21 protein-coding genes are annotated in these 21,619 nt (G+C 52.2%); 19 read left to right on the plus strand and 2 right to left on the minus strand.

The window, feature by feature from the left end; translation table 11 throughout:
* Positions 1-157 precede the first annotated feature (157 nt).
* The 3 genes from HCZ99_RS04340 to HCZ99_RS04350 are packed head-to-tail and all read left to right on the plus strand — an operon-like array spanning position 158 to position 2,951.
* Positions 158-1,009: a carbohydrate ABC transporter permease gene (locus tag HCZ99_RS04340; protein ID WP_254869423.1), complete on the plus strand. Its 852-nt coding sequence runs from the start codon at positions 158-160 to the stop codon at positions 1,007-1,009.
* A gap of 2 nt (positions 1,010-1,011) precedes the next feature.
* The gene (locus HCZ99_RS04345) at positions 1,012-1,866 is read left to right on the plus strand and encodes a carbohydrate ABC transporter permease (protein WP_167445607.1); all 855 of its coding nucleotides are present in this window, start codon (positions 1,012-1,014) and stop codon (positions 1,864-1,866) included.
* A 5-nt stretch (positions 1,867-1,871) separates the two neighbouring features.
* On the plus strand, positions 1,872-2,951 hold the full coding sequence (locus HCZ99_RS04350) for an ABC transporter ATP-binding protein (protein ID WP_167445608.1): 1,080 nt from the start codon (positions 1,872-1,874) through the stop codon (positions 2,949-2,951).
* Between the two features lie 107 nt (positions 2,952-3,058).
* Here the strand turns inward: HCZ99_RS04350 and ddpX are convergent, their stop codons facing one another.
* The gene (gene ddpX, locus HCZ99_RS04355; protein WP_167445609.1) at positions 3,059-3,631 is read right to left on the minus strand and encodes a D-alanyl-D-alanine dipeptidase; all 573 of its coding nucleotides are present in this window, start codon (positions 3,629-3,631) and stop codon (positions 3,059-3,061) included.
* 19 nt (positions 3,632-3,650) lie between these two features.
* On the opposite strand from ddpX, the gene tsaB reads away from it, so the two are divergent.
* Both tsaB and HCZ99_RS04365 read left to right on the plus strand, forming a co-directional pair.
* The gene (gene tsaB, locus HCZ99_RS04360; RefSeq protein WP_167445610.1) at positions 3,651-4,451 is read left to right on the plus strand and encodes a tRNA (adenosine(37)-N6)-threonylcarbamoyltransferase complex dimerization subunit type 1 TsaB; all 801 of its coding nucleotides are present in this window, start codon (positions 3,651-3,653) and stop codon (positions 4,449-4,451) included.
* Positions 4,448-4,948: a GNAT family N-acetyltransferase gene (locus tag HCZ99_RS04365; RefSeq protein WP_167445611.1), complete on the plus strand. Its 501-nt coding sequence runs from the start codon at positions 4,448-4,450 to the stop codon at positions 4,946-4,948. The genes tsaB and HCZ99_RS04365 overlap by 4 nt, the downstream gene beginning before the upstream one ends.
* A gap of 161 nt (positions 4,949-5,109) precedes the next feature.
* On the opposite strand, the gene HCZ99_RS04370 is transcribed toward HCZ99_RS04365, so the two are convergent.
* Positions 5,110-5,355: a sulfurtransferase TusA family protein gene (locus HCZ99_RS04370; RefSeq protein ID WP_167445612.1), complete on the minus strand. Its 246-nt coding sequence runs from the start codon at positions 5,353-5,355 to the stop codon at positions 5,110-5,112.
* Between the two features lie 227 nt (positions 5,356-5,582).
* On the opposite strand from HCZ99_RS04370, the gene HCZ99_RS04375 reads away from it, so the two are divergent.
* The 14 genes from HCZ99_RS04375 (at position 5,583) to HCZ99_RS04440 (ending at position 21,514) form a co-directional block, all read left to right on the plus strand.
* Positions 5,583-6,002 carry a Fur family transcriptional regulator gene (locus HCZ99_RS04375; protein ID WP_167445613.1) on the plus strand — a complete coding sequence of 140 codons (420 nt, stop codon included), beginning with the start codon at positions 5,583-5,585 and terminating at the stop codon, positions 6,000-6,002.
* A 165-nt stretch (positions 6,003-6,167) separates the two neighbouring features.
* Entirely contained in the window at positions 6,168-6,962 is a 795-nt protein-coding gene (locus HCZ99_RS04380) for a GNAT family N-acetyltransferase (protein ID WP_167445614.1), read from the plus strand.
* The gene (locus tag HCZ99_RS04385) at positions 6,959-7,864 is read left to right on the plus strand and encodes a lysophospholipid acyltransferase family protein (RefSeq protein WP_167445615.1); all 906 of its coding nucleotides are present in this window, start codon (positions 6,959-6,961) and stop codon (positions 7,862-7,864) included. Before HCZ99_RS04380 ends, HCZ99_RS04385 begins: the two co-directional genes overlap by 4 nt.
* Before the next feature lie 325 nt (positions 7,865-8,189).
* Entirely contained in the window at positions 8,190-9,587 is a 1,398-nt protein-coding gene (gene miaB / locus HCZ99_RS04390; RefSeq protein WP_167445616.1) for a tRNA (N6-isopentenyl adenosine(37)-C2)-methylthiotransferase MiaB, read from the plus strand.
* On the plus strand, positions 9,584-10,735 hold the full coding sequence (locus HCZ99_RS04395) for a PhoH family protein (RefSeq protein WP_439654649.1): 1,152 nt from the start codon (positions 9,584-9,586) through the stop codon (positions 10,733-10,735). The genes miaB and HCZ99_RS04395 overlap by 4 nt, the downstream gene beginning before the upstream one ends.
* Entirely contained in the window at positions 10,719-11,309 is a 591-nt protein-coding gene (ybeY, locus tag HCZ99_RS04400; RefSeq protein ID WP_254869424.1) for an rRNA maturation RNase YbeY, read from the plus strand. Before HCZ99_RS04395 ends, ybeY begins: the two co-directional genes overlap by 17 nt.
* 76 nt (positions 11,310-11,385) lie before the next feature.
* Positions 11,386-12,360, plus strand: a complete 975-nt coding sequence (locus HCZ99_RS04405; RefSeq protein ID WP_167445976.1) for a hemolysin family protein — start codon at positions 11,386-11,388, stop codon at positions 12,358-12,360.
* The gene (gene lnt / locus HCZ99_RS04410) at positions 12,353-13,927 is read left to right on the plus strand and encodes an apolipoprotein N-acyltransferase (protein WP_167445617.1); all 1,575 of its coding nucleotides are present in this window, start codon (positions 12,353-12,355) and stop codon (positions 13,925-13,927) included. Before HCZ99_RS04405 ends, lnt begins: the two co-directional genes overlap by 8 nt.
* A gap of 86 nt (positions 13,928-14,013) precedes the next feature.
* Positions 14,014-14,508, plus strand: coding sequence for a helix-turn-helix domain-containing protein (locus HCZ99_RS04415; protein ID WP_167445618.1), 495 nt, complete (start codon positions 14,014-14,016; stop codon positions 14,506-14,508).
* 307 nt (positions 14,509-14,815) lie between these two features.
* Positions 14,816-15,988, plus strand: coding sequence for a methionine adenosyltransferase (gene metK / locus HCZ99_RS04420; protein ID WP_167445619.1), 1,173 nt, complete (start codon positions 14,816-14,818; stop codon positions 15,986-15,988).
* Positions 15,989-16,123: 135 nt separating this feature from the next.
* A complete protein-coding gene (gene trmB, locus HCZ99_RS04425; protein ID WP_167445620.1) occupies positions 16,124-16,843 on the plus strand; it encodes a tRNA (guanine(46)-N(7))-methyltransferase TrmB in 720 nt (239 codons plus the stop codon).
* A 237-nt stretch (positions 16,844-17,080) separates the two neighbouring features.
* A complete protein-coding gene (locus tag HCZ99_RS04430; RefSeq protein ID WP_167445621.1) occupies positions 17,081-17,581 on the plus strand; it encodes an RNA polymerase sigma factor in 501 nt (166 codons plus the stop codon).
* Positions 17,582-17,692: 111 nt separating this feature from the next.
* On the plus strand, positions 17,693-18,610 hold the full coding sequence (locus HCZ99_RS04435) for a FecR family protein (RefSeq protein WP_167445622.1): 918 nt from the start codon (positions 17,693-17,695) through the stop codon (positions 18,608-18,610).
* A 321-nt stretch (positions 18,611-18,931) separates the two neighbouring features.
* Entirely contained in the window at positions 18,932-21,514 is a 2,583-nt protein-coding gene (locus tag HCZ99_RS04440) for a TonB-dependent receptor (RefSeq protein ID WP_368484224.1), read from the plus strand.
* The last annotated feature ends 105 nt before the right edge of the window (positions 21,515-21,619 follow it).

Genomic DNA, 21,619 nt, shown 5'->3' on the forward strand with positions numbered 1-21,619 from the left:
GTTCACAAGACTCTGTAATGATGTGCGCTGCTGCTATTTTTAGTTGCAGCAGCGCCGTTACAAAGAAGCGAGAATATTCATGGCCGAACAGGCACAGAGGGCGTTGACGTCCTCGCACAGTGGCAGGCGACGCTGGCGTCCACAATGGACGGCCAGAATGGCGCTGATCCCTGCCATGACGATTACGATTGTCTGTTTTTACGGCTTTATCATCTGGACCTTTGTGATTTCACTCACCCGGTCGCGGTTATTGCCGGTTTATAAATTTACCGGTTTTGATCAGTATTTCCGCCTGTTTGCCAACGAACGTTGGTGGACAGCGATGCAGAATTTGGCGATTCATGGCGTGCTGTTTATCGGTGGCTGCATGCTGTTTGGCTATTTTCTGGCGATACTTGTCGATCGCGGGATCAAGGCAGAAGGCCTGTTTCGCACCGTTTTTATGTTGCCGCTGTCGATGTCGTTCATCGTTACGGGCGTGATTTGGCAATGGGTGATGAATCCCGGCTTGGGCCTGCAAGAAGCCGTGCGCGATTTGGGATGGACCAGTTTTGAATTTAACTGGATCGTCCGACCGGATCGATCAATCTATACCTTGGCGATTGCGGGCATTTGGCAACAAGTCGGCCTGTGTATGGCGCTGTTTTTAGCCGGGCTTCGCAATATTGATCCGAATATTTGGAAAGCAACCCGTGTTGATGGCATTCCGGTCTGGCGGGTCTATTTGCATGTCATTACCCCGATGTTGCGCACGGTGTTCTTTACGGTGTTCATCCTGATGAGTGCCATTGTCATGAAGGCATTCGACCTTGTCGTGGCATTGACCGGTGGTGGTCCGGGATTTTCATCTGATTTGCCAGCCCGGTTTGTGGTGGATCATATCCTGAACCGTCAGGAACTTGGCCTTGGTGCGGCGGGCGCATTTGTTTTGTTGTGCACCGTGATCGCGGTTATTTCGCCCTATATCCATTTTGAACTGCGCAAAGAGCGCGGCGGGCGGGGGCATTAACCATGCGATATAACCGTCTTGCCCTTTATGGATTATTGGCCCTTGCAGCGTTAATGGTCTTAGCACCGGTTTTCATCATGGTTTCAACCTCGCTTAAATCCATGGATGAAATTCGCGATGGCAGCATTTTCACCTTGCCCGCCGATCCCAGCTTTGCCGCGTGGGGAACGGCATGGTTTGGGGATTGTGCCCAATCATTGGGGACAAAATGCGGTGGTCTTTCATCGTCGTTTTTAACCTCGGTCAAGATTGTCATCCCTGCCCTTGTTTTGTCAGTCGGGCTTGGCGCGATAACCGGCTATGCGTTGGCCGTCTGGAAGATGAAGGGGGCCAATTTGATGTTTGCTGCCCTTTTGGTCGGCATGTTCATCCCCCCGCAGGTGACGCTTTATCCATTGATCATCATGATTCGGGAATTGGGATTGTTTGGCTCAATCCCGGGGTTGATTTTGGTGCATCTGATTTGGGGTGTTGCCTTTACCACCATGATGTTTCGCAACTTCTTCAAAACCGTTCCGCAGGATTTGCTGAAAGCAGCCCGGATTGACGGGGCGGGTTTTTGGCGGTTGTTCTGGCATGTGATGCTGCCGTTGTCTTTGCCGATCCTTGGCGTCGCGATGATTTTGCAATTTACCTACATCTGGAATGACTTCTTGCTTGGCCTGACCTTTGGCGGGCGATCCGGCCAACCGATGACGGTGGCGCTTAACAACCTTGTCGGATCGCAGTTTGGCGAAAAACAATACAATGTCGATATGGCTGCAACCATGCTGACCGCGCTTCCGACTTTGGTGGTTTATCTTTTGTCGGGGCGTTTGTTTGTGCGCGGTATTGCTGCGGGTGCAGTGAAGGGATGATGGGAATGAACGGCGTTGAACTTCGCAACGTAACCAAGGCCTATTCCGGGCTTACGGTGATGAGCGACATCAATTTGGAAATCGGCGATGGCGAGTTTTTGGTTCTGTTGGGGCCATCGGGCTGTGGCAAATCGACATTGCTAAATATGATTGCCGGGTTAGAGCCGACCACAGGTGGGTCCATCCACATCAAAGGCCGTGATGTTACCGCCCTTGAACCCGATGAGCGCGACATCGCGATGGTGTTTCAGTCCTATGCGCTGTATCCGACCATGTCGGTGCGCAAAAATATTGGCTTTGGCCTTAAAATGCGGGGCGTGCCAAAGGATCAGATTGATAAAAAGGTCGCGGAAATTGGCGATCTTTTACAAATCTCGCCGCTTTTGGATCGTAAGCCATCGCAGCTTTCGGGGGGGCAACAACAGCGCGTTGCCATTGGCCGCGCACTTGTGCGCGAACCGTCGGTTTTTCTGTTTGATGAGCCGTTATCCAACCTTGATGCCAAGTTGCGCGCTGATATGCGGATTGAGCTTAAGCGCCTGCATGAACGGCTTGGCCGCACGATTGTCTATGTGACCCACGATCAAATCGAAGCCATGACCTTGGCAACGCGGGTTGTGGTCCTTGATAAGGGCAGCATTCAGCAAGTCGATACGCCCGAAAATGTTTATCGCCGTCCGGCAAACCGGTTCGTTGCAAGTTTTGTCGGTGCGCCGACGATGAACTTTATTGATGGGCGGATTATGCAAGACGGCACCGATATCTTTTTTGACAGCGGATCAGGTGGATTGCCGTTGGTCGGATTGCCAGAACAAGTCCGGTCACTGATCGGGCGCCCCGTAACGTTGGGCGCGCGGCCCGAACATATTTTATTTGATGATGGCGGTGCGGCAGCCCGGATTATTTTGGCCGAGCCAACCGGCCCGGACCAGTATGTGCGTTTGGCGGTTGCGGGATCGGAAATTACCGCCCGCTGTGGCCCGGAACAGTCTTTTAAGGCCGGGACGGATGCGCGGATTATGCTCGATGGGGCGCGCATATCCCTGTTTAACCAACAAACCGGTCAGGCGATGACGGCCGATTGATTTTGGCGAATCGATCCCCGATCAATCAGTGACGAAGACTGAGCCAAAAGCAGATCAGGACATTTGGATGACGAAGCCGCTGAGGTGAAAGCGGCTTCGTCTTTTTTTTAGGCGGGTTTTGATGTCGCCATCATCGGTTTGGCCAGGGCACTGTCGGACATGACAGGATATTTTGCCGCGGCATTGGGCAATTGGTAATGCCACCATTCGTGATCGTAATATTCAAACCCGGCGCTGACCATAATGCCCAGCAGCAGAAAACGGTTGGCTTCTGCGGTTTTGGAAATCAAATCTGACCCGTGATAGGATCGGTCATGCATTTCATCAAACCCTGCCCCCATATCCAGTTCCTTGCCGTTTTGATCAATCAGGGTTAGATCAATGGCCACACCACGACCATGTGGCGATCCGAAATCCGGGTTGGCGACGAAATCGGGATTGGGTGAATGGTTCCACAGGGCGCGTTGGGCTTCTTGTGGGCGGAACGCATCGAGAATGCGTAAGGTCACCCCCTGACGCCGTGCCATGGCCGATGCCTTTTTCAGGCATTTGGCCGCATCCGCATGAAGATAGCACGCAGGTCGCGCGTAAATTGGTGCCCCGGTGAAATTGCGATCCGTGGCATAGACGATATCAATTTCGACATCATATTCTTGTGGCGTAATTTCGACCAGCGCCATCGCCGGAGGCCCCCTGTTCTTGTCGTTCACCGATTACATAAAAAAGATGCTGACTGGTCAGTCGCGTTCATCAGATAGCGCAGATCAAAGCGCATCGCAAACCACATCGCAGCTCAAAGAAAAAACCAGCCCGACGCTGTTGGCGATTGATACCGCCTCAACATCGCTGTCGACTGCTGTTTTGATCAATGGTGAGGTCAAAGGCGAACTTTTTGAGAATATGGAACGCGGACAGGCCGAGCACCTGATGGGCTTTATCGCCAAAAGCCTTGAAGAAGCCGGTATTGAGTTTGACGCGGTGGATGGTATTGCCGTCACCGTTGGCCCCGGTGCGTTTACCGGGATGCGCATTGGTCTTGCGACCGCACGTGCGCTTGGCCTGACGCGGAAAATCCCGGTGGTCGGTGTCAGTTCGCTTGAAGCGGTGGCGTATGGGGTGTCAGAGCGCGACCAACAAGGACGCAATATTTTGGTCGCCCTTGATAGCAAACGAAACGAGATTTTTGCCCAAGCGTTTGATGGCAAAAAAAGGCCGTTAAGCGCGCCGGAATGTCTTGCTCCGCGCCAAGCCCTGATGATGGCGCCCCCCGGTGATACGCTGTTGGCTGGTGATGCGACCCCGCGTTTATTGACCGCAGCGGCCCATGCGCCAGATGCCTTTTACGATTGTACCGCACATAGTTTACCCCGGGCGGGCAATGTTGCGCTTATTGCGGCGTCGCGTTGGGAAAGTGGTGATAACCTGGCCCCGGTTCCGATGTATTTGCGTGCCCCGGATGCACGCCGCATCGAAGATCAGGGACCCCAGAAAAAGAAATGACCGGTTCATCGTCGGGTAACATCGAACTGGTGCCTTTGACCGCAGCGTTTGTGCCGGTTGCGGCGGCGTTGCATGTTCAGGGGTTTGAAGATTGCTGGGATGAAGACGCACTGTTGCGGTTGCTAGATGTACCGGGAACATTCGGATTGTTGGCGTTCCAGCCCGGCGACAGTGCCCAAAATGGTGCGGATATTCCGCTTGGATTCGTGCTGATACAGTCGGTTGTCGACGAGGCAGAAATTATCACAATCGTTGTCGCATCGGCCGCACGGCGTATGGGGGTTGCAAAAACGTTGATAGCCGGTGTCGAGCAGCGCCTTTGTGCCAACGGTGTTGTGCGTATGTTGCTTGAGGTCGCCGTGGATAATGATCCGGCGTTAAACCTGTATCAGGGGTGCGGGTTTGAAAAAGTTGGCCGGCGCAAGGGGTATTATGATCGGCATGATGGGCGCAAGGTCGATGCGCTGGTGCTTGAGCGTGTTTTTGCGCAAAGTTGATCACCTTGGTGATGGCGACGCAGGTGTGTGAGCCGCGCACGATTTTGTGAAATTATTCTGTGCAATTTGGTCGCATTTTAATATTGTATACCCACATGATTAGTGTGGTTTTGATGTTCAACCTGTTGTACGGTAAAGCCACATTCGGGCTTAGACGTTTGTCATCCTTTACGGATTGTCAGGCGATAAGTTCCGGGCATATCGGCGATTTCGACCAGATCCGTGACGTGGTCACCCATTTCTTTGACGGAGCGTGGAACGTTTTTTAACGGTTCACCGTCGCGAAGAGTTACCTCCAGAACCTGGCCCGGTGCCATGGTTTCAAGTTTGAGGCGGGTCCGCACAAAGGTCATTGGACAGACATCGGTTGTGATGTCGATTTTCTGGTCGGGGGCGTTGTTGTCCATGATTGTCTCCTTGCGGGGCTGCGATGATGAAGTAGCGTCTCGTAGCGCAGGTGACAAGGGGGCGCAGAAAGACGCAGTTTTCACAGCAATGCTGTGACAAGGAATTATCGCGAATTCGACCTTGCGATATGTGGCAGATTTTTCAATATTGTGCCACACGAGAGCGAAGGCTGGGACACCCAGGCTTGGGGACAGGCGGAACCGGAACCGGAAACGAGAATAATACAATGCTTGCAGAATCAACCATCGAGCAAAAATGCATCGACGCGGGCCTTAAAATGACAGGCCAACGCCGGGTTATCGCCCGTGTACTGTCAGAGTCCGAAGACCACCCTGATGTGGAGCTGGTCTATCGCCGAGCGACCGAGATTGATCCGAAGATTTCGATTGCGACTGTTTATCGTACCGTTCGTCTTTTCGAAGAGGCGAACATTCTCGAGAAACATGATTTTGGCGATGGTCGCGCACGCTATGAAGAGCTGACCGAAGAACATCATGACCACTTGATCGATATGCGATCAGGAAACGTCATCGAGTTTTCGAACGACAAAATCGAAAAGCTTCAAGAAGAGATCGCCAGAGAACTTGGCTACCGTTTGGTCGGCCATCGTCTTGAACTATATGGCGTTCCTTTGGACGAAAAGTAAGTAAAACGCTTTTCCTCTGCGCTTAAAAGCAGTCTTTTATTGGCCACCTGTTCATTTTGAGCAGGTGGCCTTCATATTTTTGTTACGCTTTATTCACAAACCCTTCACTCGCCCTTGTCGCGAATCTTGCGCAAAATCCGCACAGATGAACGAAAGGGTGTTGCAATGCGCGACGAAAGACAGCCTCAACGGCTTGAGGTACGCCTCGCCGAGAATGCAGACGAAATTCTTGCCAGCCAGAAACTTCGTTACAAGGTTTTCTATGAAGAGCGCGGTGCGCAGCCAAGTGACGAAATGGCAGCTCAAAAGCGTGATTTCGATCATTACGATCCACTTTGTGATCACCTTTTGGTTCTGGATCATAGCCGTGGCGAGGGGGCGGACGGGGTTGTTGGCACCTATCGCTTGCTGCGCCAGTCGGTTGCCAATGAGCATGGCGGCTTTTACAGCGCGGATGAATATCACATTGAAAGCATGCTTAATGCGGTCAAGGAAACCGGCGAAATCATGGAGCTGGGCCGGTCTTGCGTTGAGGCTGATTACCGCACGATGCCGACGTTGCAATTGTTGTGGCAGGGCATCGCCGCCTATGTGTTTAAGTATGACATCAAATTGATGTTTGGGTGTGCATCCTTCCATGGCACCGACCCGGATGCCTTTAGTGACGTTCTGACCTATTTGCATCACAATCACCTTGCCCCCGAAGACATGCGCCCGCGTGCCATCGAGGAACGCTACGAGACGATGATGCGTGCCGAAATCGGCGGGATTGATCAGCGCCAAGCACTTCGCGATCTGCCGCCCTTGATTAAGGGATATCTGCGTCTTGGCGGTTTTGTCGGGGACGGGGCGGTGGTTGATCATCAGTTCAACACCACAGATATCTGCATCGTGTTGCCAACGGAAAAGGTAACCGATCGCTATTACAAGCATTACGAACGCACCGCGAGGGTATCGTGAACTGCTATGTGTGTGCCGCGATCCGGCTGACGGCCTATGTGCTTTTGACCTTGGTCTTGTTGCCTGTTCAGGTGGTGGCGGTGGCATGCAAGATGCGGCTGGCAGAAGAATTGCCGCGCGTTTACCATGCGCTTTGTCTGCGGATTTTGCATATCGAAGTGCGCGTGTCGGGCGGTGATTTGATGGATGGGCCGGGCATTATCGTTGCCAATCATGCGTCTTATCTTGATGTGCCGATCCTAGGTGCGCTGACCCGCGGAAGCTTCATCGCCAAAAGCGAAGTGGCGCGCTGGCCAGTCATTGGTTTGTTGGCAAAATTATCGCGCACAACCTTTGTTGAACGCCGTGCAGTTCGATCGCGCGAACAAAATGATCAACTCAGCGCACGGTTAAATAACGGTGATAAGTTGATCCTGTTCCCTGAGGGAACCAGCAATGACGGCAACCGGGTTTTGCCGTTTAAATCGACATTATTTGCTGCTGCCGAACGCACCCTGCCCGACGGATCGCAAGTTAGATTCCAACCGGTATCCATTGCCGCCACCCGACTGGATGGTGCGCCGATTGGCCGTGATTTACGCGCTTTTTATTCTTGGTACGGGGATATGGATTTGGCCCCGCACATGTGGCAGTTCATGGCGCTTGGTAAGGTAACCGTTGAAATCGTGGTCCATCCGCCCGTGACGTTGGCGGATGCGGCAGGATCGCGAAAGGAACTGGCACGGATGTGCGAAGCCAAAATCACCCAAGGCCATCAGGCGGCGTTGCGCGGCATTCATCAAGGCATTCCAGTGCAGTTGATCGATAGCGATCTTTCCGGCGAGCTGGTTGGGTTTTCACCGCTGGCGATTATTTCCGAAGATCTGCGTCTTTTTGGGCCGGGGCGCCAGTTTGGGTCCTGAGTGTTTCGACGGCCCCTATTTATCGATCTGATCACCCAAAGTGGTCAGGGACATCAGAAAAATTCCAAAAAACCCTTATCCCCTCCGTTTGAGATGTTTGACACAGCATGCTGCCGTGGTATCGAATGTTGTAAAGATAGATCAGACGAACAGGCCATAATGGGGCGCGCAAAAGTAACTTAGGCTACTTAACCTTGCGCTTTTGCTTCGGGGGGCTAAATACATCTGTTCTATGATGGCGGTCTTGGTGACAAGTCCGAACCCAGCGCGGTGTGATTTCGTCACGCCGCTTTTCTGCGTTTTGAAAGAACGAAACGGGTTTGACGTGAGTGAACCGAAAAAACTTTTTGTAAAGACCTATGGCTGTCAGATGAATGTCTATGACAGTCAGCGCATGCAGGATGTATTGGCGCCACTGGGATACCAGTCGGTCGACAGTGCGGCTGGTGCCGATATGGTTATCCTAAATACCTGCCATATTCGTGAAAAGGCGGCCGAAAAGGTCTTTTCCGATTTGGGGCGCGTGCGCAAACACAAAGAAGCCAAGGAAGCCAATGGCGGCGACAAGATGATTGTCGCGGTTGCCGGTTGTGTCGCGCAGGCGGAAGGCGCTGAATTGATGCGCCGTGAGCCTATGGTCGATATGGTGTTCGGACCGCAGACATACCATCGCTTGCCGGAAATGGTCGCGCGCGCAAATCGTGCCGTCGGGCGTGATCGCATTGTTGATACCGATTTCCCGGCCGAGGAAAAGTTTGATCACCTGCCCGAACAGGTTTCCCGACAGGGCTATTCGGCATTTTTGGCCATTCAGGAAGGTTGCGATAAATTCTGCACCTTTTGTGTTGTGCCCTATACCCGTGGGGCGGAATATTCGCGCCCGGGCATGGACGTTCTTCAGGAAGCCCGCAAACTGGTTGCGCAAGGCACGCGTGAAATCACGCTGTTGGGCCAGAATGTGAATGCCTATCACGGCGACGCCCCCAATGGCGGGGAATGGACGCTTGGTCGGTTGCTGCGCGAATTATCTGACATCGATGGGCTTGATCGCATTCGTTACACCACGTCGCATCCGCGTGACGTTGATGAAGACCTGATTTCGGCTCATCGCGATTTGCCAAAACTGATGCCGTTTTTGCATCTGCCGGTGCAGGCTGGATCAGATCGGGTGTTGCAGGCAATGAACCGCAAACATAATGGTGCGGATTATCGCGATGTTGCCGCGCGGCTCAAAGATGCCTGCCCTGATCTGGCATTGTCATCGGACTTTATCGTTGGGTTCCCTGGGGAATCGGATAAGGATTTCGAAGACACGATGGATATCGTGCGCGAAATTACGTTTATTCAGGCGTTTAGTTTCAAATACAGCCCGCGACCGGGAACCCCGGCATCGGCCATGGAATTACAGGTACCTGAAAAAGTTAAAACCGAACGCATCATGCGGTTGCAAGCTTTGCTGGCGGAACAGCAGCTTGAATTTAACCGCAACTGTGTCGGTAAAGAAATGGACGTCCTTCTGGAACGGTTTGGCAAGCTTGACGGCCAGCTGGTGGGCAAAAGCCCCTATATGCAGCCTGTGCATGTCAGCGGGTTACCCGAAAGCGCACTGGGTCAGATTGTACGATTGAAAATTACTGAAGCGCTGCCCAATTCACTGGGCGGTGAACTGATCAATGCCCCCGATAAAGGGAAAGATCAGGATTCTGAAAGGAACGTTGCGTGAGCGGCACCTCGGCGAAAACCACCAAACCTAAACCCACGGCTAAAAAGACGACGGCGAAGAAAACGGTCGCCAAAAAAGCCCCAGCCAAAGAGCAAGAGCAGATTGAGTTTGCAGACAATGCGCTTGCGCAATTGCTGTATGGTCCGCAGGCCGAAAATTTGACCCGACTTTCCGAAGGGACCGGGGTTCAGGTTTCAAGCCGTGGCTTGATCGTCACCCTTGTCGGCGAAGGGCAAAAGGTTGCGCAGGCCAAAAAGGTGTTGGCACAGCTTTATGCCCGGTTGCGCGATAAGGAAGTTGATCTGATTGATGTTGAGACCGTCGACGGGGCCATTCGGTTGTCCGAACCCGATGACGTGGATCCATGGAGCGGTCAAACCAAGGATATGTTTGGTGGATCGCGCCTGACCATTCAGACCAAGAAGCGTCGTATTTCGCCGCGTTCCAAACGTCAAAAAGACTATGTCGAGGCGATCCTTGATAACGAACTGATCTTTGGGATCGGTCCAGCCGGTACGGGTAAGACCTATTTGGCAGTGGCGATGGCCGTTCAGGCCTTTATCCTGGGTCAGGTTGATCGCATTATTTTGTCGCGTCCAGCGGTTGAGGCCGGTGAACGACTTGGTTTCTTGCCGGGCGATTTGAAGGACAAGGTCGATCCGTATCTGCGTCCGCTTTATGATGCCTTGCACGACACGCTTCCGGGTGATGTTGTGATGAAGCGCATGGAAAGTGGCGAGATCGAAGTTGCCCCGTTGGCCTTTATGCGTGGGCGAACCCTTGCCAATGCTTTTGTCATTCTTGACGAAGCGCAGAATACCACCCCGATGCAGATGAAGATGTTTCTGACCCGTTTGGGTGAAGGATCACGCATGGTGGTGACCGGCGATATGACGCAGGTCGATTTGCCAGACGGAACAAAGTCAGGTTTGCGTGACGCCCTTGAAACCATTGGTGACGTCAAAGGTGTTGCGACGGTCAAATTTGATCAGCGCGACGTTGTCCGACACCATCTGGTGACCAAGATCGTTCAAGCCTATGACGCGAAAGATGCGCTGCGCGACCGGCTTAAAAAGGGCTATCGCGGGAATAAAGACGGTGCAGACGGAACTCCAGAAGCGGAAACGGACAATGACGGCACCGCTTGATCTTGATCTCGACATTGAGGCCGGTGGCTGGGAAAAGGCAGAAATCGACGCGATTGAAACCGCGATTTCAGCCGCCCTTGATGGTGCGCTCGCCGATGGTGCGCTTTGGGAAGAAGAAGCCAAACCCAATGATGGCACGTCCGATGAGGGCGACGGTGCATCTTTGCTGTCAGTTGCGCCGGTGATTGAAATTGGGGTGCGCTTGTCTGATGACGCGACGGTGCGGATTTTAAACCGTGATTATCGCGACAAAGATAAGCCAACAAATGTTTTGTCTTTTGCGGCCCTTGAAAGTGCCGAAGATGCATCGGCCTTTATGATGGCGCCGGATATGCCGCTTTTGCTGGGCGACATCATCATTGCGCGTGAAACATGTGCCCGCGAAGCGATCGAGCAAAACAAGCCCCTGAAAAACCATCTGGTGCATCTTGCTGTTCATGGCACGCTGCATCTTGTCGGTTACGATCATATGGTTGATGATGAAGCCGAAGAGATGGAAGATCTTGAACGCAAAATTCTTGGCACATTGGGGATTGATGATCCTTATGCGCCAATTGAAGATGAACCTGTTTAAACCAACCGTTTGAAACAAAGGATTTCGAACCCGACCAATGAACGACAGTAGTCAACGCGACGACGACCACGAGAGTATGCGCCCTCGCATCGGCGAGGAAATCAGTCAGGAAGCCGACAGCGGCTCCTTGTGGGGGAATGTGGCCTCGGCCCTTGGCCTAAAGCGCAAAACGCGCAACGGCGAAGCTTCCTTGAGCGATACGCTTGAAGAGCTTGCTGAGCGGACCGAAGAAGATGACGAGCCGGTCTCGCTGCATGAACGTTCCCTGTTTGAAAATATCATCGCACTACGCGATATGACGGCCGAGGACGTTATGATCCCGCGCGCCGACATTGTGGCCGTGCCCAAGACCATCAGCCTTGATGCCTTGGTCGAGCTGATGATCAAAAAGGCGCATTCGCGTTTGCCGGTTTATGGCGACACGCTCGATGAAATTGCCGGCATGGTCCATATCAAAGACGTGTTGGGATGTGTTGCGGCGGGACGTGAATACAGCCTTAATTCCCTCGTGCGGCGGGTGTTGTTCGTTTCTCCTGCGATTCGGGTACTGGACCTGTTGTCTGAGATGCGTTTGTCGCGCACGCACATGGCGTTGGTTGTTGACGAATTTGGCGGCATTGATGGCCTGATTACGATTGAAGACCTTGTCGAGGAAATCGTTGGCGAAATTGATGACGAACATGACGTGGACCAGACGCCAAAGCTTATTCGTTTGTCCGATGGATGCTATATCGCAGATGCCCGGTTCGAGATCGAAGACCTGGAAGAAAAGCTTGGCTTTGGGCTGCTTGATGATGAAGAAGACGAAGATATCGACACCCTTGGGGGTCTTGTCTTTTCCTTGGCAGGGCGCGTTCCGGCGCGAGGTGAGCTGATCGAACATCCAACCGGGATTCAGTTCGAAGTGCTTGAAGCTGATCCACGGCGTATTCGCCGCTTGCGCATTCACATGATCCGCCGTGATGAGCTTGCATCGGCTGATGGTCAGAATGATGACGCGGAAAATGGTTCTGACCATGACGCGGGTAATCAGGAAAAAATTGATGATTAATACCTTGGCGGCGCGGCTTGCCGGTTTGTCCGGTTGGCGCCGGCGTTTTGTTTTGCTGATTGCCGGGGCGGTTGCGGTGTTGGCGCTGCCGCCCTTTTTCGTGATCCCCGTCTTGCCGATCTGCTTTGCCGTATTGCTTTGGACCCTTGAAGGGGTTCGTTGTAACAAAGGCGCACTTTCCGCGGGTTGGTGGTTTGGAACTGGGCATTTTGCCGCCGGGTTTTATTGGATCAGTCATGCGTTTCTGGTTCAGCCCGAAGTTTATGGTTGGATGATTCCGTTTGCCCTTTTGGGGCTTGGCGGTGGACTGGCGATCTTTCCGATGTTGGCGGTTTGGGCCAGTTGGCGTCTGACCACCGGCTTGGTTCAGCGCGCGGTGATGCTGGCCGTCTTATGGTCAGTGGCGGAATATCTGCGTGGTCACATCCTGACCGGTTTCCCATGGAACCTTCTGGCGCATGTATGGGCGGTCGATGCCGCGCCGATGCAGTTTGCGTCCGTGGGTGGGGTTTATGGCCTTTCGGTTGTCACGGCGCTTTTTGCCACGTTGCCTGCTGCGGTCATCGCCGGAAAACGTGGCCGCTTGGCCGCCCTTGGTGGGGTTTTGATTGCGGTTGCGCTTTGGGGCGGGGGTGCCATTCGTCTTGCCAGTGTGACGCCTACTCTTCCGAGTAGCGCTGCGTTGGATGACCCGTCGGTGCCAGTGGTGCAGATTGTTCAGCCCAATATTGCCCAGCGTGATAAGTGGCGTCCCGACCTTCAGCGTCAGCATTTTACCAAATTAATTGATATGTCGCGGCGTCCGGTGGACATGGACCCTAGGCAAAAGCGCATTGTGATTTGGCCGGAAACAGCGGCGACCTTTTTTGTCGAAGACCAGCCAATGGCGCGGTCGCAAATGGCAGAAATTTTGGGGCCCGACGATATTCTGATTACCGGGGCGCCGCGCACCTATCCGCGTGATACAGACGAATACAAAGTTTGGAATTCCGTACAGGTGATTGACGCGCGTGGCGACATCGTGGCCAGTTTCGATAAATTCCACCTTGTGCCGTTTGGCGAATATGTTCCGTTTCGCTCAATCCTGCCATTTCCCAAGCTAACAGCTGGCCGAACAGATTTCTCCGCCGGTCCGGGGCCAAGAACCCTTGAAGTTCCTGGGATTCCAAGCTTTTCACCCTTGATTTGCTACGAGGTTATTTTCCCAGGTCACGTCATTGATGATCAAAATCGTCCTGAATGGCTATTAAATGTGACCAATGACGGTTGGTTTGGGGACAGTGCGGGCCCATATCAGCACATGGCAGCGGCACGTTTTCGAAGTGTCGAAGAAGGCCTTCCTTTGGTTCGTGCTGCCTATACGGGGGTATCGGTGATGTTCGATCCGTATGGAAGAAAACTGGCTGAACTGCCTTTAAGTACAAGAAATATATTGATTCACCCCCTTTTGAGTAATCAAAACCATACAACAGTATATTATTTGTGGCGCGATATACTATTTTACGGTATTGTATCCTTCCTCGCCGTTCTCGTTATGGGATATAATCGGTTTTTAAAATCCCTTTAAGCGGCTGTCTAAAGCACTGAACCGTCCATAGATTGTCCTAAGCATATAAGGGCGGATAGGTCGGAGTGAGAGAAGGAACAAGGCAGATGTCGCCTAAAGAAGAAGGTACTATTGTGAAAAACACCCGTGGTCGGGGCCGAGGCCGCACCGCCAATGGCAATCCAAACCCCGTTGACATTCACGTTGGCGCGCGCGTTCGGTTGCGTCGAACGCTTCTTGGCATGAGTCAGGAAAAATTGGGCGAGGCCATTGGGCTTACGTTCCAACAAGTTCAGAAATACGAACGTGGCGCAAACCGTGTTGGTGCATCGCGTCTTTATGATTTGTCACGTGTTCTTGAAGTGCCCGTATCGTTCTTCTTTGACGATATGCCTGATGAAATCGCGTCAAAATCGGTTCATCAGCGCCGCGAGATGTCCGAAAGCCCGGACCCGTTTGACAATGATCCGATGAACCGGCGTGAAACGCTTGAGCTCGTCCGTGCTTATTATCGCATAACCGATCCCAACCAGCGCAAGAAGATCTTTGAATTGGTCAAATCTATGGGGGCGATTGCCTCTGGCGATGCGGATCAGAAGTAAGTTCGTGTGACGTTAGATCGTAGTGAAAGGCGCGTTCCAAAATGATGAGGAATGCGCCTTTTTGTCCTCTGTTAAATTATAAGTTTTATATACAGTTTTTTGATTAAGCTTTTGCGTCGATGATGCTTGACCTTCAAAAGTCGATCAGGCAAAAGCGTCATGCAGTTTTAATAAATTTTGCAGATTGTGGACGGATTTGGACCGCTTGCCACCACACAAAAAAAGGCTAAGTGGGCGCTATCGATGCTGATCTGCATTGGGAGCCCTCCGGTCCAGTTTTGGAAACCCATTACCGGAGAAGGTCAATATGTCTCTTTCCGAATATCTTTTTACCAGTGAATCCGTTTCGGAAGGTCATCCGGACAAGGTTTGTGACCGCATTTCCGATTCCATCGTTGATGCATTTCTGGCGGCGGATGATGATTCGCGCGTGGCGGTTGAAACGCTTGCCACCACCAACCGCGTGGTCTTGGCAGGTGAAACCCGTGGTCCTGCAAGTGTGACCAAAGAAGTCATGATCGAAAAGGCCCGCGAAGCCATTCGCGCCATCGGTTATGAGCAGGAAGGTTTCCATTGGAAAACCGCCGAGATCGAATGCCATGTGCATGAGCAATCCGCCGATATCGCGCAGGGTGTTGATTCCGCGGGCGAAAAAGATCTCGGTGCGGGTGACCAAGGCATCATGTTTGGTTACGCATGTGACGAAACCGACGAATTGATGCCAGCTCCGATCCAATTTTCGCACCGTATTTTGCGCTCCATGGCGGAAGATCGCCACTCGGGCAAAGCAGCCGCTTTCGGTCCTGATGCCAAAAGCCAAGTCACCTTGCGCTATGTCGATGGCAAACCGGTTGGTGCAACATCCGTCGTGGTATCGACCCAGCATGCTGATGGTCTGAGCCAAGATGACGTGCGTGCAATGGTTCTGCCATACGTCGAAGCTGCCCTGCCAAATGGCTGGTTGCCTGCTTCTGACGAGATTTATATCAATCCGACGGGCCGTTTTGTTATTGGTGGTCCCGATGGTGATGCTGGTTTGACCGGACGTAAGATCATTGTGGATACTTACGGTGGCGCAGCTCCGCATGGTGGTGGTGCATTCTCGGGCAAAGACCCGACGAAGGTTGACCGTTCGGCTGCTTACGCAGCGCGCTATCTTGCGAAAAACGTTGTTGCTGCCGGCTTGGCTGAGCGTTGCACCATTCAGGTCGCCTATGCGATTGGCGTGTCAAAGCCGCTGGCGCTTTACGTCAATAATCATGGCACGGGCAATGTTGATGAAATCAAGTTGGGCAGTGTTCTGCGTGAGTTGATGGATCTAAGCCCTCGCGGTATTCGCGAACATCTTGCCCTGTGCAAGCCGATCTACACCCCGTCCTCTGCTTATGGTCATTTTGGCCGCAAGCCGACCGATGATGGTAAGTTCTCTTGGGAACGTACCGACCTTGTTGGCGATCTCAAGTCAGCATTCGGCGCCTAGGCAACAGCATTGCAAAAGGGCGATTTGCTAAAATTGCCGGACATGATATGACGCGGGCGGCTCCGAATGGTTTTGGAGCCGCCCGTTTGATTTTGATGCTTCGATTTTTTCGTTCCCGTTCTGACAGACAAGACAATGCGCAACAGTAACCGACCGATTCCAACACCGGACCGCCCGAACTTCTATGGCCGCCGTGGCAGTCGACCGCTTAAGGATACGCGGCGTGTGCTTCTTGACGCGCTAATGCCCAAGATCGGCATCAGCTATCCTGATCAGGACGGTGTTGACCCGAACGGCTATTTTGATGGCACCCCAGACCAGCTTTGGCTGGAAATCGGTTTTGGTGGCGGCGAACACTTGGCGGGTCAGGCGCAAGCAAACCCCCATGTCGGTATTATCGGGGCAGAGCCGTTTATGGATGGTGTCGGAAGCCTTGCCCGCCATATTGATGAGCGTGGGCTTACCAACGTGCGCATCGTTGCCGATGATTCGCGCCCGTTGCTCTATAAGCTTGTCGATGCTTGCTTTGATCGGGCCTTTTTGCTGTTTCCTGATCCGTGGCCGAAGAAGCGCCACGCGGAACGCCGCTTTATCGGGCCGAAAAACTTGGCCCTACTGGCGCGCCTTCTTAAAGATGGCGCCGAGTTCCGGGTCGCCAGTGACGATATGCAATATATTTCCTGGACGTTGCAGCATATGCACAATCATGCTGATTTCGAATGGTTGGCTGAAGGGGCAGACGATTGGCGTACCCCACCCCAAGATTGGGTTAAAACCCGCTATGAGCAAAAAGCGCTCCGTCAGGGTAAGAAATGCAATTATTTGCGTTTCCGCCGGAAACCACGCACAGCCTGACCTTAATTCTTATTTCTACGTGCCGCGTATCAGGCAAGCTCAAACGAACCCGCCCACTGAGGCGGGTTTTTCTTTGTCAAAGGTGTGGTGCGTTTTTTCATGTTTCGCTTAAGTTGATATTGAGAATGATTGTCATGTGCGATAGTGTGATTTGGACTACTATAGAACATCGCCCCTGAACCATGTCTGTTCACCCTGATACAGGTTGGTTCGAAACCAAGACCAAAGGCCCGACCCGTGTCACATTGGGATGTCAACAAACTCTTCCGCCTTTATCAAACGCGACTGCGGCATTTTGTGCAGCGGCGCAAGCTGTCATGGCATATGGCCGATGATATTGTGCAAGATACATTTTTACGTGTGGTCGCAACACCGTCCCTGCCAGAGCCGGAATTTGCCAAATCCTACTTGTATCGAACCGCAAACAACCTGGTGATCGATCATTTCCGTCGGGAAAGGATTTTAAGTTTTGTCACAGACGCCGATAAGGCGTTTGAGTTTGTTGCCGATGATACGCCGTCGCCCGAGCAAATTGCATGGTCGCGCCAAGAGCTTGCTCGGTTGCAGAAGATTCTCAAGACCCTTCCAAAACCCCAACGCGAGGTGTTCGTGCTCGCGAGGGTCGAAGGTCTCACATACGTTCAGATTGGTGAAAAGCTTGGTATTCCGAGCCAAACAGCATTCAGCCGCATGGTCCGTGCACTTAGCCTTGTTAAACAAGCAATGGATCAAGCTTAAAAAAAGTAACCTCATCATCAGAAATCTGTCGCGCTGGTTCGTTACAGGTGAAGGGTTGCTTGTTCGACCCGAACGTCTATCAAGCAACCGAAATGATGCGCCGTAATATCCATGAGCAAACTTGATCTTACCTCCGATCCAATATCAGAACAGGCGGCCTATTGGTTTGCCCTGCTTCTTGAGGGCAATGAAAGCGCCGAAGACCGTAAGGAATTTGCCCGTTGGATCGATCAGGATCCGCGTCACAAGGATGCATTTTCCCAGATTGACCGTCTCTGGAGCGGCAGTTCCAGTCTTGATTTCTCGCCGGCCAACCCGATTGGGCGTCGGGCTGTTTTAGGGGGATCTCTGGCTGCTATTCTTTTGGCGGCGGGTTGGGGAACCATGCGTTACCGCCCGTTTGCCGATATGACAACCGACACCGGCCAGCGCCGGGAAGTCACCCTGCCCGGTAATAATGGACGCAGCATCCTAGCAAGCAATACCGCCATCTCGTTTGTGTCGGACCGTGGCGTTCCCGGAGTCGAAATTCACAGTGGTGAAGCCTGGTTTGAGCACAATGCTGATCGCGGCGATTTCTTTGTCGTTGCGAAAGGTGGAAAAAGTTGGTCAGCCGGTGGACGGTTTGATGTCGCAGCTTATAACAATGACGTCACTGTTATTGCCCAAACCAATTCTTTGCAGCTTGAGCTTTCCGGGGCTGGGTATTCTGTCCCGCAGGGCAATGCGCTTTCGTATCGGGGGGCTGAGGTTGTCAAACCGTCTTATCGGATTGACGTCGCATCCGCACTTGCCTGGCGTGAAGGGCAGTTAATCTTTATGGGCGAACCGCTTGAGAACGTGGTCGCCATTCTAGAACGCTGGCAGCAAGGAAAGATCATGGTTCTTGGTGATCACCTTAAGCAACGGCCAGTCACATTGGTTGTTGATCTTGGACGGTTACATACTGTTTTGCCGGTTTTGGCGAAAGTATTGCAGGTCGATGTTTCGCAGTTCACGGAATATCTGACGGTTATTCGCGACGTCTAAAGACCATTTCAACCGCATCACGCCACTGATCAGCTTTTTAATGATAATGAAAATTAATTTCAAAAAAAGTTTGAACGATTTCAGATAAATGAATTCCCACCTCGTCTCAGAAAATAGTGAAATAACAATGCATCTCATTTGCATTGATCGTTATCAGGAGACGTGAGAAATGCTTTCAGGCGGGGTCATACGATGACCAATGGGTACAAAAGAATTCTAAATTCAAGGACATCTTTGGGTGGTTTCGGTCTTGTTGCCTTAACGGCATTCGGTGCCGCGGTGATGCCATCGCCATCCAATGCGCAGTCACAGAAGGTCACAGTGTCCCAATCAGTTGACACCGTGGAGGCAGCACAAGCAGCTGCTGGCAGTGCAGTACTGCCAAATACCGTTTATCGGTTTGATATTGATGCCCAGCCACTTGCAACGGCATTGGTTGCATTTTCTCGAATATCGGGCATTGACGTCGTGCTTGACGGTCGTTTGCCAGAAGGTGCGCAAAGCATTGCTGTCCAGGGGCAACAGACAGCCTCTGATGCGCTGGATCGGTTATTATCGCAAAGCGGCTTGGATTGGGCAGCAATGGGGCCGACAACGATTAGGGTAATCGATCCCGTTTCGTCCGTGACTGGCGATGCTCCAACCCTTACCGCCCCGGTACGGGTGACAGCAACCACGCGCGCCCTTGGACCAAATGGTACCCCGGATGGCGTTTTTGAAACGCCAGGATCGGTTGCCGTCATTACGCGCGAAAGCATGCGTAAATCACCGGTCCGTGAAGCACGCGAGATTTTTAACAATGTTGCTGGCGTCGACATCTCGAATGATGCGCGTGATCCGGGATTGACCGTCAATGTCCGTGGGCAGCAGGAAATGGGCCGCGTGAATGTCAATATTGACGGGGCACGTCAGAACTATAATCAGCTTACCCATGGAACGACTTCGCGTGTCTATATCGATCCAGCTTTGTTGGCTGAAGTGGAAATCGAAAAATCCAATTTGACGCAAAATGGCGGTGCTGGTGCGTCGGCGGGTATCGTGACGATGCGCACTTTAAACACGCAGGATATCCTTGACGATGGCGAAGATTGGGGTGGCAAGGTCAATATCAGCCACGGCACCAACAGCTATGATTTTGGCGGTGATGTATCTGCAGGGTATCGTGTCTCGCCTAAACTGGATGTTGCTGCGGCCATAAGCCGCAAAGTGGTTGGCAACTACCGCGCCGGTGCCCACAATCCGGGTTTATTTACGTCGGGTATTGGGAAATTTTATTCGACGGAAAACTCGCGTCCAAAATATACCTTCCTTCGCCAGACATCCGGGCTTCTGAAGGCAAATGTTTATTTAAATGACGATCAGGAGCTTAATCTTGGTTATGTCGGGTCAATGAGCGATTACGCCAAGACAAACGATGTAAACAACATTTATACGGATTTCAATGAAACCGAAACACATACGCTTACGGCCAAACATAATTGGAATCCGGGATCAGATCTTATCAATCTAAATTCCAGTTTGTATTGGACAAGAACTGAAAACCATCAATTTCGGCCCGCACGCTTTAGTGCTTCGGGAGCCGTGACGACAGACTCATTTGATAACCATTACACGCTTGATACGACAGGTGCTGATATTTCCAACCGCAGTGATATCGCATTTGACAAGATCGGTGATGGACTCAGCAGCATCAGCTTCGATTACGGTAGCGAGTTGTTTCACGACAGAGCCAAGACAACGGCAGATATGGGTGGACAGGGAGGTTACGGTGCTTCCTATCAGGTCGAAGGGTCCACGCCGAGCGGTGAACGCGACGTTTACGGTGGTTATGTGAACGCCACTTACGGTTGGAATGACATGTTCAGTCTTACTGGCGGTCTTCGATATGACCGATACGACCTGAATGGGGACGCATTCTGGTGCGAGACCGTCGCCGCATCTGGAAACCTTTGTTCGGATGGCGGAACTCCGCTTGATATTGATCTTTCAGAAAGCAAGGTTTCCCCGAGTTTTGGTGCAAGTATTTCGCCCATCGAGGGGGTTCAGTTTTTTGCCAATTATCGCGAAAACATGCGGGCACCGACAATTCAGGAAGCGATGTTAAGTGGTGACCATATCGGCAATGTCGGTATTCCATTCTATTCGAACGCAAACTTGAAAGCCGAAGAATCCGAAACCAAGGAGATTGGCGTTAATTTCAAGTTTGATAATGTTCTTCAGAAAGGGGATGGCTTCCGCGCCAAGGTCGCATATTTCAGATCGAAGATTGAGAATTACACGACAATTGCATATGTCCCGCAGCCGACAACCGAAGTCGCAATTCCCCGCCTTCTGATTGAGAGTAAGATGGCTGCAGCAATGGTCAACCTTACGGATCCTGTTTACGTCAACGGGACGGAGATGGAACTGTCCTATGATGCCGGGGAATATTATCTCGGCGGGACGCTTACCCTGTCTGATATGGATCTTCAGGGGGACTATAATCCGTTTGTTCTTGATGCCGATTATGATCAATATGCCAATACTGGCTTAAGCCCGCTTGGTGTCGGTGATCCGATTTATGGCGGCAGCAATCAGCTATACGGGATCTATGCGACACCAAAACGCAAATATACGCTTGATGGTGGCGTTCGGCTTTTTGATCAGGATCTGGTGGCTGGCATGCGCGCGACTTTTGTCTATCCACAAGACAATTTCGGCAGTAGCAGCTCGTCTAGTATCGTCGGACAGTACTTTAAATATCGTATTTTCGACTTCTACAGCTCATACGAAATCAACGAAAACGTCACGGTTCGATTTGCTGTGAATAACATGTTTGACGAGGGCTATGTCCAAGGGACCGGTGGCACTTACGCGCCGTCGCCCGGACGTACAGCAGTGATCACACTCAGCGGTAATTTTTAGACCGCTTTCACATTTGTTGCCATATTCGCCGGTCAGGAACGCCTGACCGGCCATTTGGCGTGTTCTGGTTAAGTATTTGTTTTTAAACGATTATTTTGTTGACTC

This window comes from Thalassospira lucentensis (assembly GCF_011806425.1).
Taxonomy (GTDB): Bacteria; Pseudomonadota; Alphaproteobacteria; order Rhodospirillales; family Thalassospiraceae; genus Thalassospira; species Thalassospira lucentensis_B.